This window comes from Cupriavidus sp. 01L415 (genome assembly GCF_056400065.1).
The window spans coordinates 1,115,967-1,130,451 of record NZ_JBFTSP010000001.1 but is presented as its reverse complement, the minus strand read 5'-3'; the positions used below and the strand labels follow the sequence as shown (position 1 = coordinate 1,130,451).

Below are 14,485 nucleotides of genomic sequence, written 5' to 3'. Positions count from 1 at the left end.
AGGCATACACATGGCATCCAATCGAAACGCCGAACGTCGAAGCGGCGAAGGCCGCCTGTTCTGGGTCTTCGCCGCGCTGGGCGCGGTGGTGGCCGGCATTCTGCTGTCGTCCGCGCCCGCCCGCGCCCAGCAGCCCGCCGCGGAACCGCTGCGCGTGGGCGGCAAGAACTTCACCGAGCAACTGCTCCTGTCGTCGATGACGTCGCAGTACCTGCGCGCCAAGGGCATGGAGACCACGCTGACGGCCGGGCTGGGCAGCACGCTGATGCGCCAGGCGATGGAGTCCGGCCAGCTCGATGTGGTCTGGGACTACACCGGCACTGCGCTAATCGTCTTCAACAAGGTCGAGGAAAAGCTCGACGGTCCGCAGAGCTATGCACGCGTGAAACAGCTCGACGCGGCGCGCGGCCTGGTCTGGCTCGATGCCTCGACGATCAACAACACCTACGCGCTGGCGATGCCAAGGCCGCGTGCCGAGGCCGCCGGCGTGACCACGTTGTCCGCGCTCGCCGGGAAAATGCGCGCCGCCAGCGATGGCAAAGACAGCAAGGGTGACAAGGGCCACCCGTTCGCCGTCGACATGGAATTCGCCGCGCGGCCGGACGGGCTGGAGCCGCTGAAAACCGCCTATCAGCTGCCGCTCTCGCGCAAGGACGTGATCCAGCTTGACCCGGGCCTGGTCTACACCGCGCTCAAGAACAATCAGGTGGAGCTGGGCCTGGTCTACTCGACCGACGGCCGGGTGAAGGGTTTCGACCTCGTGCTGCTGGAAGACGATCTTCATTTCTTCCCGCCGTACAACGCGGTGCCCGTGGTGCGCAAGGCGGTGCTCGATCAGCATCCGGAACTGGCGACGCTGCTCAACGCGCTGTCCGCCACGCTCAACAACGCCGCGATGACCGAGATGAACTACCAGGTCGATATCGGCCAGCAGCCCGTGGACAAGGTGGCAGGAGACTTCCTGCGCAGCCACGGCCTGATCTGAGGAGGCACGCATGGACCTGCTGACTTATCTCCAGCATAGCTGGCCGACGCTGCTGCGACTGACCGCCGAGCATCTTGCGCTCGTCGGTTCCGCCGTCGGCATGGCGATCCTGATCGGTGTGCCGCTGGGCATCCTGATTACGCGTCATCGCTTCCTCGCCACGCCGCTGCTGGCGCTGGCCACCGTGGTGCTGACGCTGCCGTCGATCGCGCTATTCGGCCTGATGATCCCAATCTTCGCGCGCTTCGGCCACGCGCTGGGCTACGTGCCGGCGGTGACCGCGGTCTTCCTGTATTCGCTGCTGCCGATCATGCGCAACACCTACACGGCGCTGGCCAACGTCGATCCGGGCATCCAGGAGGCTGGGCGTGGCATCGGCATGACGACGTGGCAGCGCCTGCGCCTGGTGGACCTGCCGCTGGCGGTGCCGGTGATCCTAGGCGGCGTGCGCACGGCCGTGGTGATGAACATTGGTGTGGCCACCATTGCCGCCATCATCGGCGCCGGTGGCCTTGGGGTGCTGATCCTGCAGGCGATCAGCCAGAGCAACATGAGCAAGCTGGCCGTGGGCGCTGTCCTCGTCAGCCTGCTCGCCATCGTGGCGGACGCATGCCTGCAGGCCCTGCAGCGCGCGCTGACGCCGAAAGGAATCCGTCAACCATGATTGAACTCGACCAACTCACCAAGTCCTTCCATCAAAAGGACGGCACCGAAGTGCACGCCGTCGACGCCGTCTCCCTGACGGTCCCTCGTGGCGAGATCTGCGTCTTCCTGGGGCCGTCGGGCTGCGGCAAGACCACCACGCTCAAGATGATCAACCGGCTGATCGAGCCTACCTCCGGCACGGTGCGCATCGAGGGCGAGGACACGACCGGCATCGATGGCGTGACGTTGCGGCGCAAGATCGGCTACGTGATCCAGCAGATCGGCCTATTCCCGAACATGACGATCGAGGAAAACATCATGGTTGTGCCGCGGCTGCTGGGCTGGGACAAGCGCCGCTGCCGCGAGCGTGCGCGTGAACTGTTGGCGATGGTGCAGCTGGACCCCGGCAAGATGCTCGGGCGCTATCCGCGCGAGCTTTCCGGCGGGCAGCAGCAGCGGATCGGCGTGATCCGCGCGCTGGCGGCCGATGCTCCCGTGCTGCTGATGGACGAGCCATTCGGCGCCGTGGACCCGATCAACCGCGAGAGCATCCAGAACGAGTTCTTCCAGATGCAGCGCCAGCTTGGCAAGACCGTGATCATGGTGTCGCACGACATCGACGAAGCGATCAAGCTTGGTGACAAGGTGGCGGTGTTCCGTCGCGGCCAGCTGGTCCAGTTCGATCACCCGGACGCACTGCTGGCGCATCCCGCCGATGACTTCGTGCAGGCGTTCGTCGGTCACGACAACACGCTGAAGCGGCTGCTGCTGGTGCGCGCGGGCGATGCCGCCACGATGCCGCCGAGCTGCCGTCCGGAGATGCCGCTTGCGGGGGCCTTCGGCGTGATGGACGACGCCGACGTGCGTCATTTGCCCGTCATCGACAACGCGCAACGCGCGCTCGGCTATGTGACGCGCCGAGACGTCCGCAATGCGATGGCTGGCGGGGGCCAATGCGCGCAGGTGATGCGGCCGTTTGCCGCGACCGCGGCATTCGACGAACATCTGCGCATCGTGCTGTCGCGTATGTACCAGCACAACACGAGCTGGCTACCGGTGGTGGATGCCGATGGCGTGTATCTGGGCGAGGTGACGCAGGAGTCGATTGCGGACTATCTGAGCTCGGGCCGGTCGCGCGGCAATGCGCCGGTGATTCAGCCGCCGGTGCCGCTGAGCCCCGCGGTGGCTGCCACGGTTGGCACGACTGCGCCGGCATCGCTCAAGGCGGCCTGAACTGTCGCGATCTTGGCCATGACCGGGGAAAACAAAAACGGCCGCACGAAGCGGCCGTTTTTGCATGGCAATGACGTTCCGGGTCAGGCGTGGCCGAGTTCGCCATCCTTCAGGCGCCACAGTCCCAGCGGATTGCCGTCCTGCACCGCGGCCGGCAGCAGGTCGGCTGGCACGTTCTGGTAGCACACGGGGCGCAGGAAGCGATCCAGCGCGGTGGTGCCCACCGACGTGGTGCGCGTATCCGACGTGGCCGGGAACGGGCCGCCGTGGACCATCGCAAACGACACTTCCACGCCGGTCGGATAGCCGTTGAACAGCACACGGCCCACCTTGCGTTCCAGCAGCGGCAGCAGCCGGCCGGCCAGCRCATTGTCGCCCTTGTCGGCCTGAACCGTCGCCGTCAGCTGGCCCTCGAGGATACGCGTCACGGCGAGCAGGGCATCGGCGTCCTTGCAGGCCACCAGCACGGTGGACGGGCCGAAGACTTCCGCATGCATGCGATGGTCGGCGATAAAGCGGTCGGCCGAGGTTTCGAAGAACGCCGGGCGGGCCTGGTTGGGGCCGGTAGTGGCCAGCCCGCAGCCTGCGCGCGTCAGCCCTTCGACTTCCGAGAGTTGCGCCACGCCGCGTTCAAAGGCCTGGTGGATGCCCGGGGTCAGCATGGTGCCGGCCGGCTTGCCGGTCACCGCGGTCACGGCGGCGGCGCGGAAGGCGTCCAGCGCGGGGCCTTCGATGGCCAGCAGCAAACCGGGGTTGGTGCAGAACTGCCCCACGCCCATCACGAGCGAATCGACCAGGTCACGCGCGATGGCTTCGCCGCGCGCGGCCAGCGCCTCGGGCAGCAGGTAGACCGGGTTGATGCTGCTCATCTCCGCATACACGGGGATCGGCTGCGGACGGTTGTTGGCCACCTGCATCAGTGCCAGGCCGCCTACGCGCGATCCCGTGAAGCCCACGGCCTGAATGACCGGGTGCGCCACCAGCGCGGTGCCGATGGCGATGCCGGCGCCCATCAGCAGCGAGAACACGCCTTCCGGCAGACCATTGTCGGCCACGGCCTTCTGGATGACCCGGCCGACCAGTTCGGACGTGCCCGGATGTGCCGGGTGGGCCTTGGCCACCACGGGGCAGCCGGCAGCCAGTGCGGAGGCCGTATCGCCACCAGCCACGGAGAAGGCGAGGGGGAAGTTGCTGGCGCCGAACACGGCAACCGGGCCCACGGCAATGCGCTGCATGCGCAGGTCAGGGCGCGGCGGCGTGCGTTCGGGCAGGGCGCTGTCGAGCGTGGCGCCTTGCCAGCGGCCATCGCGCAGCACGCGGGCGAACAGGCGCAACTGGCCTGCCGTGCGGCCGCGCTCGCCTTGCAGGCGGGCGATCGGCAGGGCGGTTTCGGCGTGGGCGCGCTGGATCAGCTCGTCGCCGAGGGCTTCCAGGCCATCGGCGATCGACTCCAGGAAGCGGGCACGTTGCTCGGGGCTCGTGGCACGGTAGGTATCAAACGCAGCCTCGGCCAGCGCGCAGGCGCGATCCACGTCGGCGGCGTTGCCGCCATGGAATGTCGGGGCCAGCACTTCGCCCGTCGCCGGGTTGATGCCCTGGAAAGTGTCTTCAGTGCCGCGCACGGCGCTCGCGCCGATCAGCATCTCGCCGGTAAGAGTCATGATCTGTTTGTCCTGCGGGGGATGGGAGGAAGAAGAGGAAAGGGCCTGTGCCTACAGGATGACACGGGTAACGCAGCACAGGCTCTGGGAATCGTGCATGACAGCTTTGTCGTAAGACATCATATGACATAGAGCGCGAGGCTTCAACCGCGCCGCCCGTGAGGATATCTCCGGGCGGCGCACCGGCCTCAGGCCGGCGTTCCTGCCATCGCGGACGCCTTGCGCAGGCGCTCGCGGCTGTTGGTCAGGTGCATGCGCATGGCCGCCTTGGCAGCCTCTGGATCGCGGCGCTCGATCGCATCGTAGATGCTTTCGTGCTCGAAATTCACGCGTTCCAGATATTGCTCGCGTTCCGGCGTATTCACTTGCAGCCGGCTGCGCGGGATCACCATCGTGCCAAGGTGACCCATGATGTCGGTGAAATAGCGGTTGCCGGTCGCGCGGGCGATGGACAGGTGGAACTCGAAATCGGAGCCCACCGCGTCGTTGCCTTCCGCAGCGTTGCGCTTGAGCTCGTCCAGCGCGCGGCGCATGGCGCCGAGGTGGTCGTCGCTGCGGCGCGTGGCGGCCAGGCTGGCGGCCTCCGCCTCCAGGCTCACCCGGAATTCCAGCATCGCCAGCACGTCCATGGCCGTGACCATGGCGGAGGGATCGATGCGGAACGGCGAATGGGTGTCGAGGGGGCGATTCAGCACGAACGTGCCAATGCCATGGCGCGTTTCCACCAGGCCGCTGGCCTGCAGGCGCGACAGCGCCTCGCGCACGACCGTCCGGCTCACGCCCAGCGTGGCCATGATTTCGGATTCGGTGGGAAGTTTGTCGCCCGGCTTGAGCTGGCCCTGCTGAATGCTCTCGGTCAGATTGCCGACCACTTCTTCAGCAAGCGTGCGGCCGCGGCGGCGCAGGGGAGCGGGCGAAGTCATCGGAACGTTGGACATGGGGATGGGGGAAAACGATGGTCTTGACCGGGTCGAGATGCGCTCATTATACTGCGTCATAAGTCGTACGACGACAGATAACGCACAGGCGCTTGCCGACACAGCCACGTTGTGGCAGCGGAGCGTCAGGTGTCCGCCGTACTATCAGTCACAAAACGGGCTATAAGAACAACAGCGGGCGCATTTTCGCATGCGGAGAGCGCTATCCCGGCGACACTTTCACCAGGATTTCGGAGACGATCCACATGAATGCTACCCAGGCCAATTCTGCCGCGGGCATTGCCACGCCTGTTGTTACCGAGCTGACTGTCGTGCCCGTGGCGGGCCACGACAGCATGCTGATGAACCTGTCCGGTGCCCACGGCCCGTACTTCACCCGCAATATCGTCATTCTGCGCGACAGCGCCGGCAATACCGGCGTGGGAGAAGTGCCCGGTGGCGAAGGCATCCGCCAGACGCTGGACGACGCCCGCGCACTGGTGGTGGGTCAGCCCATCGGCCAGTACCAGGCCATCCTGAACAAGGTGCGTGCGACGTTCGCCAGCCGCGACGCCGGCGGCCGTGGCCTGCAGACCTTCGACCTGCGCATCACGATCCATGCCGTCACCGCGCTGGAGGCCGCGCTGCTCGACCTGCTCGGCAAGCACCTGCAGGTGCCCGTGGCCGCGCTGCTCGGCGAAGGCCAGCAACGCGATGCCGTGGAGATGCTGGGTTACCTGTTCTATATCGGCGACCGCCAGCGCACCACGCTGGACTATCGCACCGAACCCGGCGCGGACAACGAATGGTTTCGCCTGCGCAATGAAGTGGCGATGGACGCCAAAGGCGTGGTCCGCCTGGCCGAGGCCGCGTACGAACGCTATGGCTTCAACGACTTCAAGCTCAAGGGCGGCGTCCTGCGTGGCGACGAGGAAATGGAAGCGATCATCGCGCTGCACGAGCGCTTCCCGAAAGCGCGCGTGACCCTGGACCCGAACGGTGGCTGGCTGCTGGCCGACGCCATCCGCCTGTGCCGCGACAAGCACGGCATCCTCGCCTATGCGGAAGATCCGTGCGGCGCCGAAGACGGCTATTCGGGGCGCGAGATCATGGCCGAGTTCCGCACGGCCACCGGGCTGCCCACCGCCACCAACATGATCGCCACCGACTGGCGCCAGATGGGTCACGCGGTGCGCCTGCATTCGGTGGATATTCCGCTGGCGGATCCGCATTTCTGGACCATGCAGGGATCCGTGCGCGTAGCGCAGATGTGTGCCGAGTGGGGCCTGACGTGGGGCTCGCATTCGAACAACCACTTCGACATCTCGCTCGCGATGTTCACGCATGTGGCGGCTGCCGCGCCGGGGCGTGTCACCGCCATCGACACGCACTGGATCTGGCAGGACGGCGAACACCTGACGCGCGATCCGCTGAAGATCGAGGGCGGCCTGGTGCAGGTGCCAAAGGCCCCGGGGCTTGGCGTGGAGCTCGACATGGACGCACTGGCCCGCGCCAATGCGCTGTACCAGCAGAAGGGCCTCGGCGCGCGAGACGACGCCATCGCCATGCAGTTCCTGATTCCGAACTGGAAGTTCAACAACAAGGCGCCCTGCATGGTCAGGTAATGCCCCGGGTCGCCGGCAGGGCATCTGCGGCCCTGTCGGATGTGATTTCAAAAACAAGATTCACCAAGGCAGGAGACACGATGAACACCCAACCCACGCCGGCTTCGGCGCATGGGGTCGCGCCGCGCGCGTCCCGCATTTCCATCCTGCTGCGCCGCTGTGCCAGCGTGGCCATCGCCCTCGCGGCCGGCGCCGCAGTCAGCAGTGCCGCCATGGCGGCCAACGCGGCATGGCCGCAGAAGGCTGTTTCCGTCGTCGTGCCGTTCCCGGCGGGCGGCTCCACCGACACCATCGCGCGCATGCTGGCACCGCCCCTGAACGAGAAGCTGGGCCAGCCATTCGTCATCGACAACCGGCCGGGCGCCACGGGTGCGATCGGCGCCACCTACGTCAAGCGTGCGCCCGCCGATGGCTACACGATGATGGTGGCCTCGATCGGCGTCTACGCCGTCAATCCGTTCCTCCAGAAGAACCTGCCGTATGACCCGGCCAAGGACTTCGACCTGCTGACCGTGGCGGTTCGTGCGCCCAACGTGCTGGTGGCCAATCCGAACTTTCCGGCCAAGTCGCTACCCGAGCTCGTGGCTTACATGAAGAAGAATCCGGGCAAGGTCAGCTTTGCGACCTCGGGCGCCGGCTCATCGGACCATCTGACTGCCGCGCTGTACTGGCAGAAGAGCGCCACCGAAGGCTTGCACGTGCCCTACAAGGGCGGCGCGCCGGCGATCTCGGACCTGCTGGCAGGCCAGGTCGATGTCTCGTTCCAGAACGTGAATGCAGTGCTGCAGCACATCCGCACCGGCAAGCTCCGCGCGCTGGCGGTGACGTCCGACAAGCGCTCGGCCGTGTTGCCGGATGTGCCGACAATGGCCGAAGGCGGCGTGAAGGACGTGGAGGTGTACTCGTGGCAAGGCGTGGCCGCGCCCAAGGGGCTGCCGGCTGACGTGAAGGCGCGCCTGCATGGCGCACTGGTTGGCGCGCTCAAGGATCCGAAGATGCAACAGAAGCTGGCGGAGAGCGGCTTTGAAGTCGTGGCCAACACGCCGGAACAGTTTGTCCAGTTCGAGAACCAGGAGCTCAAGCGCTGGAAGACCGTGATCGAGCAGGGGAAGATCACCGCGGAATAACCGTCGGCCCAGATGGCCGGGACAGCGGCGCCTCAGAGCGCGCTGATCCGCGTGGGGTGCCCCTATGTGTTTCGTCAAGTACTAGGGGCCGGTTTTGGCTGATAGAAGGTGCCGTCGCGCAGCATGGCGAACAGCACATCACAGCGTCTTCTGGCAAGGGCGATGAGCGCCTGATTGTGGCGCTTTCCTTGCTGGACCTTGCGAGCGTAGTAGCCCCTCGAGACCGGATCTCGCAAGGCGGCAAAGGCTGAGAGGAACAGCGCTCTCTTGAGTACCTTGTTGCCCCGCCTGGACGGATGTTCGCCACGGATGGACGAGCCTGAGCGGCGGGTGACCGGCGCGAGACCTGCGTAGGCGGCAAGATGCGCGGCCGAAGCAAAGGCTTTGTGTGCCACCTCGGTAAGGAGTCTGGCGGCGGTCCTGACGCCGACTCCCGGCATGCTGGTCAGGACCGGCCAAAGAGGGTGCGCATGTACAAGGCGTTCGACTTCGCTGGCGACTTCGTCGCGCTGTTTGCGTAAGGCGGCGAGCTGCTGGGCCAGACGCGGCATGACGATGGTGGCTGCCTGCGTGCCGGGTACGACCACAGCCTGTTCACTGAGCGCCTGAACGATTTCGGCGGCTAGGCTTTTGCCCATCCGCGGGGCGAGCTTGGTCAGGCGGTTGGCGAGCGTCTTCTCGCTGGTCGCGGCTAGCTCAGAGGGCGACGGGTAGCGCTCGAGTAGATCGAGCACGGCCGGATGGTCCAGGCGAGGCCCCAGAACGCGTTCCAGTGCGGGATGGATCTGGGTGAGCAGGCCGCGAATGCGGTTACTGGTTTGGGTGATTTGAGCAGCCAGATCGTCGTCGAAGCCGCACACCATGGTGAGTTCGGCGAGTGGCTCGTCAGCGAGTCGAAGCGAGCGTAGCGTATGCGGCATCGATCGCGCAGCCTCGGCGATGATCGCGGCATCGCGGGCATCGGTCTTGGCCTCGCCCGCGTGCAGATCGGCGATGCGGCGCATGGCCAGGCCCGGCAGATAGGCAACCAGGACACCTTCGTCGCGGGCGACTGCGACCGGCAGCGCACCAATGGTGGCGGGTTGATCGACGACGAACAGCAGTTGGCCGTGTGACTTGAGCTCGGTGATGAGGGTGCGCAGTTTGGCCTCATCGTTGGGCAGCGCCTTGTTGTATAGGCGCTTCCCGGTCCGATCGAGTGCTACAGCGTGATGTTGGCCTTTGCCTACATCAACGCCGACGAAGACATCGACGGAGTCGTGTTGTTGGTTCTCTTGCATCGGAGTGTTTATGCAGATTGAGCTGGTTGGCCTGCATATCGGTGGCAAGTCTCGGCATCCACGTTACGGACGGCCTCAAGAACACCCTGGCCGAGCCCCTATTAGCGATCACCAGCCACCCACCAGGCCCGGTGACAACACCCCCCGGATCATGGACGACTGGGGGCAGGAATCATGCCGGGCCTGGCTGGCCAAAGCCCCAATTATCGGGGCATGAAGATAGTAACGGGGGCAAGATGCTCCACAGGAAGTAATTTGCCCCGCCGTGATGGCGGGGCTTTTTATTGCCGTCGCCCGGATGCGGAAGATCCAAAGCAAACGGCCCGTGCGAGCACATCGCACGGGCCGTTCTCATGTCTGGCGGAAGCGGTGAGATTCGAACTCACGGATGGGTCACCCCATCGGCAGTTTTCAAGACTGCTGCCTTAAACCACTCGGCCACGCTTCCAGGAACTTGCGGGCATTGTAGCGTGGAAGCCCACGCGCCCGGCCGCGCATTATACAAGCATGTGCGCCGCCGCAGTGTGATGCACGCGCCGAGTACAGCCGTTGCGCTGTCGGCGTTTGTCGGACACCGCGGAACCTATGGCCACAGCCAGCCTCATACTGGGGACGACGCGCGGCGCTGGCATGCCTCGCGTTCGCATTTCAAACAGGTGACAGAGGAGGATCTCCCATGCAGCATCAACGAAAATCATGGCTGGCGCTGGGTGCGATGGCAATCGTGGCAGGCCTTGCCGGTTGTGCGCAGCCAGGCTACAGCGGTTATGGCAACTACAACACCGCACCACCCCCGACCACCGGCTATCAGAATCCCAATACCTCGACCTATCAGGCGCCGACCGGTTCGGTATTCGTGGGCAGGGTGGAGTCGATCGAACCGGTCACGACGCAGCAGGGCAGCTCCGGCCTGCTTGGCACGGTGGTCGGTGGTGCGGCCGGCGGCTTGCTTGGCCACCAGATCGGCGGTGGCAGCGGTCAGACCGTGGCGACGATCGGTGGCGCGGTGGTGGGTGCCGTGGCAGGCAATCAGATCGAAAAGCGCGCGGGCTCCAGTTCGCAGACGGTGTATCGCGTGAACGTCCGGCTGGATGATGGCCGCGTGGCGACGGTGACCCAGAGCAATGTCGGTAACCTGCGTGTGGGCGACCGCGCACGCGTAGCCAATGACATGGCCACGCCGTACTGAGTGCTTGATTGAGTATTGAGTATTGCCTGGGGAGTCAGTGACCGGTCGTCGTCGACAGCAATGGAGAGAGAGCGACCGGGATCCACGGATGGCCATTGCAGCGCCCACTTCCCGTGCAGCAGCAAAAACGCCACGCGATCTGCGTGGCGTTTTCATTTGGGGAGGTGGCGAGCAGTCCTAATCCTTCAGGAACATCTCCTGCAGGTCGTTCAGGAAGCGTCGGCCCAGTTCGGTTGGACGGATCGTGGCGAGGTCGGCCTCGAGCAGCCCCTTTTTTTCCGCCGCCGCCAGTTGCTTGCTGATCGTATGCAAGGGCAGGCCGGTGTAGTCGTAGAAGCTTGACGCGGGCACGCCGTCGGTGAGTCGCAACGCATTGAGCATGAACTCGAACGGCAACTCGTCGGCGCTGACATCGCGCGCTTCCTGCACGGCGTTGCCCGCCATCGCGTGCTCCATGTATGTGGCCGGATGCTTGTGGCGCATCTGGCGCAGCACGCGATGCGGGAATGACAGCTTGCCGTGCGCACCGGCGCCAATACCGAGGTAGTCGCCAAATCGCCAGTAATTCAGGTTGTGGCGTGCCTCGCGATGAGGCTTGGCGTAGGCGGATGTTTCATAGTGCCGATAGCCTGCTTGTGCCGTGCGGGCCTCGACGGCATCCTGCATTTCGTAGGCGACGTCCTCGTCCGGCAGCGCGGGCGGGAACTTGGCGAACAGCGTGTTGGGCTCCAGTGTCAGGTGATAGAGCGACAGGTGCGTGGTGCCGTAGGACAGCGCGGCGTCCAGGTCGCGGACGCATTCGTCGACGGTCTGGCCCGGCAGCGCGTACATCAGGTCCAGGTTGACGTTGTCAAAGCTCGCCAGCGCGATGTCGATGGCCTTGCGTGCCTCGCGCTCGCCATGAATGCGGCCCAGTGCCTGCAGGTGCGTGTCGTTGAAGCTCTGGATACCGATCGACAGCCGGTTGATGCCGCTGGCACGATAGCTGGCAAAACGCTCCGCTTCGAACGTGCCCGGGTTCGCTTCCATGGTGATCTCGGCATCGGCATCGAGCGGCAGCAGCGCGCGGATGTCCGACAGCAGCCGGTCCATGCCGGCGGCGGACAGCAGGCTCGGCGTGCCACCGCCGATGAAGACGGTATGCACCGGGCGTCCCCAGGCCAGTGGCAGCGATTGCTCGAGGTCTGCCCGCAGTGCGTCGAGGTAGGCGTCCTCGGGGATGTCGTGGCTGTCGGTCTTGCCGGGCACCGCATGCGAGTTGAAATCGCAATACGGGCACTTGCGCACGCACCACGGAATATGAACGTAGAGCGACAGTGGCGGCGAGCCGGGCAGGGCAATCTTGCCGGGCTTGAGCCACAGCTGCTGGTTGTCCGCGGGGGAAACCTGTGGGGAGGCGGCCGGCTTGGATGGCGCGGAGCTGCCGGCGGGAACGATCGGGATCATGCGCCTGCCTTGAGGCTGGCGGCCTGCAGCCGCGCCACCAGTCCTTGCAATGCCAGCGCGCGATGGCTGACGGAATTTTTCTCTTCGGCGCTCAGCTCGGCGGCCGTCCTGCCAAGTTTGGGCAGCAGGAAGTGCGGGTCGTAGCCGAAACCACCGGCGCCGCGCGGGGCGTCGACGACCTCGCCCGCCCACGTGCCCTCGGCGATGATGGGGCGAGGATCCTCGGCATGGCGCACCAGCACCAGCACGCAGTAGTAGTGCGCATGCCGGTTCAGTTTGCCTGCCAGTTGCGAGATCAGATGCGCGTTGTTGGCGGCGTCGGACTTGGCCCTGCCCACGCGCTGTGCATAGCGGGCCGAGTGCACACCGGGCGCGCCGTCGAGCGCGTCGACGCAGATGCCAGAGTCGTCGGCAAGTGCCGGCATGCCGGCCAGCCGGCTCGCGTGGCGGGCCTTGGCAATGGCGTTCTCGACGAAGGTCGGAAACGGCTCCTCGGCCTCGGGAATGCCCAACTGGCTTTGCGGCACGACGTCGAAACCGAGCGGCGACAGCAGTGCGCCGAATTCGCGCAGCTTGCCGGGATTGTTGGAGGCCAGGACCAGGCGTTGCATCGTCTTCCCCTCGCGTCGGTTACAGCCCGAGCGCCTGCTTCTGATGGCGCACGAGCTCGTTGATGCCGGCTTCGGCCAGACGCGTCATGGCGTCCAGGTCGGAGCGGCTGAAGGGTGCGCCTTCCGCCGTGCCCTGGACTTCCACGAAGCCGCCGCTCCCGGTCATCACCACGTTCATGTCGGTGTCGCAACCGCTGTCCTCGGCATAGTCGAGGTCCAGCACGGCCACGCCGTCCACCATGCCAACAGACACGGCGGCGACGAAATCTCGGATCGGGCTGGCTGCGATCAGGCCGTCGCGCAGCATGGTGCTGACGGCATCGTGCGCGGCCACGAAGGCCCCGGTGATGGCGGCGGTGCGCGTGCCACCGTCGGCCTGCAGCACGTCGCAATCGAGATGGATCGTATATTCGCCCAGCGCGGCGAGGTCGAACACCGACCGCATGGCGCGGCCGATCAGGCGCTGGATTTCCTGCGTGCGGCCAGTCTGCTTGCCGCGTGCGGCCTCGCGGTCAGACCGCGTGTGCGTGGCGCGCGGCAGCATGCCGTATTCGGCCGTGACCCAGCCTTCACCGCTGCCTTTCTTGTGGGGCGGCACCTTGGCCAGCACGCTGGCGGTGCACAACACCTTGGTATCGCCAAAGGCACTCAGCACGGCACCTTCGGCGTGGCGGGTGTAGTGGCGGGTCAGGGTGATGGGTCGCAGTGCATCGGCTGCGCGTCCGCTAGGTCGCATGGGGATCTTTCGTTGGAATCGGGTGAGACCGCGATTCTAACGCCGGCGGGCCTTGCGTGCCCGCCGTGGCCCGGCACGCCTAGCGCATGAAGTTGCTGGTCTTGTCGATGGCCGCCCGGATTTCGGCGATCGAGCGCTCGATCTCTTCCTCGGACAGCAGGTCGCTTTCGTTGCCGGTGCGTTCCAGGATGGACGTCGTGAAGGCGTTCAGCGGCAGGGTGTCGGTCAGCACGGCCTCCTCGTTGGGCACGTTGGCGTCCGATTCCCACATCATGGCGATCGCGGTGGTGTTGTCGGCACCTTCGCCCGCATTCATGAGCGCCTGTTCGATCATGTCGGGAATGGCGTGCACAACCGACAGCTGCGTGACCTTGTCGACGATGACCTTCTCTTCCAGGCTGCCCCAGAGGCCGTCGGAGCACAGCATGGCCACGTCGCCCGGCTCCAGCCGCACCGGGCCGCCGATATCGATCAGCGGCAGGTTGGGCGAGCCCAGGCAGTTGTACAGCTTGTTGCGCTCGGGGTGATTGGCTACTTCGATCGCCGACACACGCTCCTGCTGGAGCAGGTTCTCGATCTTGGAGTGGTCGCGGGTACGGGTAAGCAGGGTGCCCTTGCGGATCAGGTACAGCCGGGAATCGCCCGCGTGGGCCCAGTGGATCTGGCCGTTCTGGATCAGGCAGCAGACCACGGTGGTGCGCGGGATATCGGCCAGGCGATTGGCCTCGGCGTAGCGATGGATCTCGCGATGGGCCAGCATGACCGTGTCCTGCAGGAAATCGGCCGGGTTGCGGATCGCCGGGCGGGCTTGGGACTGGAACTGGCGCGCCAGGGTCTGCAGGGCCTGTTGCGCCGCCACTTCGCCCAGGGCGTGTCCGCCAAGGCCATCGGCCAGCACCATCAACAGGGCGTCGCGCGTGAAGCAGTAGCCCATGCGGTCCTGGTTGATACGGCGGCCGCCCTTCCGGCTTTCCTGATAGACGGAGAATCGCATGTTGGCTTTACGGTAAGTCGTTTCCGGGACGCTTGC

The 14,485-nt window shown here is 65.7% G+C and carries 12 protein-coding genes, 1 tRNA gene and 1 pseudogene; 6 read left to right on the top strand and 8 right to left on the bottom strand.

Annotation, left to right across the window (positions count from 1 at the left end):
* Positions 1 to 10: 10 nt before the first annotated feature.
* Genes AC1DOX_RS05240 through AC1DOX_RS05230 form a run of 3 tightly spaced genes read left to right on the top strand, consistent with a single transcriptional unit; the run spans position 11 to position 2,863 of the window.
* Positions 11 to 985, top strand: a complete 975-nt coding sequence (locus AC1DOX_RS05240) for a glycine betaine ABC transporter substrate-binding protein (protein WP_441615609.1) — start codon at positions 11 to 13, stop codon at positions 983 to 985.
* 10 nt (positions 986 to 995) lie between these two features.
* Positions 996 to 1,649 (top strand): ABC transporter permease, encoded by a 654-nt coding sequence (locus tag AC1DOX_RS05235; RefSeq protein ID WP_441615607.1) that lies wholly within the window; start codon positions 996 to 998, stop codon positions 1,647 to 1,649.
* Entirely contained in the window at positions 1,646 to 2,863 is a 1,218-nt protein-coding gene (locus AC1DOX_RS05230) for an osmoprotectant ABC transporter ATP-binding protein OsmV (RefSeq protein WP_441615605.1), read from the top strand. Before AC1DOX_RS05235 ends, AC1DOX_RS05230 begins: the two co-directional genes overlap by 4 nt.
* 83 nt (positions 2,864 to 2,946) lie before the next feature.
* Here AC1DOX_RS05230 and AC1DOX_RS05225 read toward each other — a convergent pair whose 3' ends face one another.
* On the bottom strand, positions 2,947 to 4,524 hold the full coding sequence (locus tag AC1DOX_RS05225) for an aldehyde dehydrogenase (NADP(+)) (protein WP_477113991.1): 1,578 nt from the start codon (positions 4,522 to 4,524) through the stop codon (positions 2,947 to 2,949).
* A 188-nt stretch (positions 4,525 to 4,712) separates the two neighbouring features.
* On the bottom strand, positions 4,713 to 5,462 hold the full coding sequence (locus AC1DOX_RS05220) for a FadR/GntR family transcriptional regulator (RefSeq protein ID WP_092138986.1): 750 nt from the start codon (positions 5,460 to 5,462) through the stop codon (positions 4,713 to 4,715).
* Positions 5,463 to 5,707: 245 nt separating this feature from the next.
* On the opposite strand from AC1DOX_RS05220, the gene gudD reads away from it, so the two are divergent.
* Positions 5,708 to 7,066, top strand: a complete 1,359-nt coding sequence (gene gudD / locus AC1DOX_RS05215) for a glucarate dehydratase (RefSeq protein ID WP_092138984.1) — start codon at positions 5,708 to 5,710, stop codon at positions 7,064 to 7,066.
* A gap of 80 nt (positions 7,067 to 7,146) precedes the next feature.
* Positions 7,147 to 8,193, top strand: coding sequence for a Bug family tripartite tricarboxylate transporter substrate binding protein (locus tag AC1DOX_RS05210; protein ID WP_441615600.1), 1,047 nt, complete (start codon positions 7,147 to 7,149; stop codon positions 8,191 to 8,193).
* A gap of 74 nt (positions 8,194 to 8,267) precedes the next feature.
* Here the strand turns inward: AC1DOX_RS05210 and AC1DOX_RS05205 are convergent.
* Positions 8,268 to 9,531 (bottom strand): annotated as a pseudogene (locus AC1DOX_RS05205) (IS110 family RNA-guided transposase).
* A 300-nt stretch (positions 9,532 to 9,831) separates the two neighbouring features.
* A tRNA-Ser gene (locus AC1DOX_RS05200) sits at positions 9,832 to 9,921 on the bottom strand.
* Positions 9,922 to 10,149: 228 nt separating this feature from the next.
* Here AC1DOX_RS05200 and AC1DOX_RS05195 point away from each other — a divergent pair.
* Complete coding sequence (locus AC1DOX_RS05195) at positions 10,150 to 10,662, top strand: outer membrane lipoprotein (protein ID WP_441615578.1); 513 nt, start codon at positions 10,150 to 10,152, stop codon at positions 10,660 to 10,662.
* A 177-nt stretch (positions 10,663 to 10,839) separates the two neighbouring features.
* Here AC1DOX_RS05195 and hemW read toward each other — a convergent pair whose 3' ends face one another.
* The 4 genes from hemW to AC1DOX_RS05175 form a co-directional block, all read right to left on the bottom strand.
* A complete protein-coding gene (gene hemW, locus AC1DOX_RS05190; protein WP_441615576.1) occupies positions 10,840 to 12,108 on the bottom strand; it encodes a radical SAM family heme chaperone HemW in 1,269 nt (422 codons plus the stop codon).
* Complete coding sequence (gene rdgB, locus AC1DOX_RS05185) at positions 12,105 to 12,719, bottom strand: RdgB/HAM1 family non-canonical purine NTP pyrophosphatase (RefSeq protein WP_441615574.1); 615 nt, start codon at positions 12,717 to 12,719, stop codon at positions 12,105 to 12,107. The genes hemW and rdgB overlap by 4 nt, the downstream gene beginning before the upstream one ends.
* Positions 12,720 to 12,738: 19 nt before the next feature.
* Complete coding sequence (rph, locus tag AC1DOX_RS05180) at positions 12,739 to 13,455, bottom strand: ribonuclease PH (RefSeq protein WP_441615572.1); 717 nt, start codon at positions 13,453 to 13,455, stop codon at positions 12,739 to 12,741.
* A gap of 79 nt (positions 13,456 to 13,534) precedes the next feature.
* Complete coding sequence (locus tag AC1DOX_RS05175; RefSeq protein WP_092138973.1) at positions 13,535 to 14,449, bottom strand: PP2C family protein-serine/threonine phosphatase; 915 nt, start codon at positions 14,447 to 14,449, stop codon at positions 13,535 to 13,537.
* Positions 14,450 to 14,485: the final 36 nt, after the last annotated feature.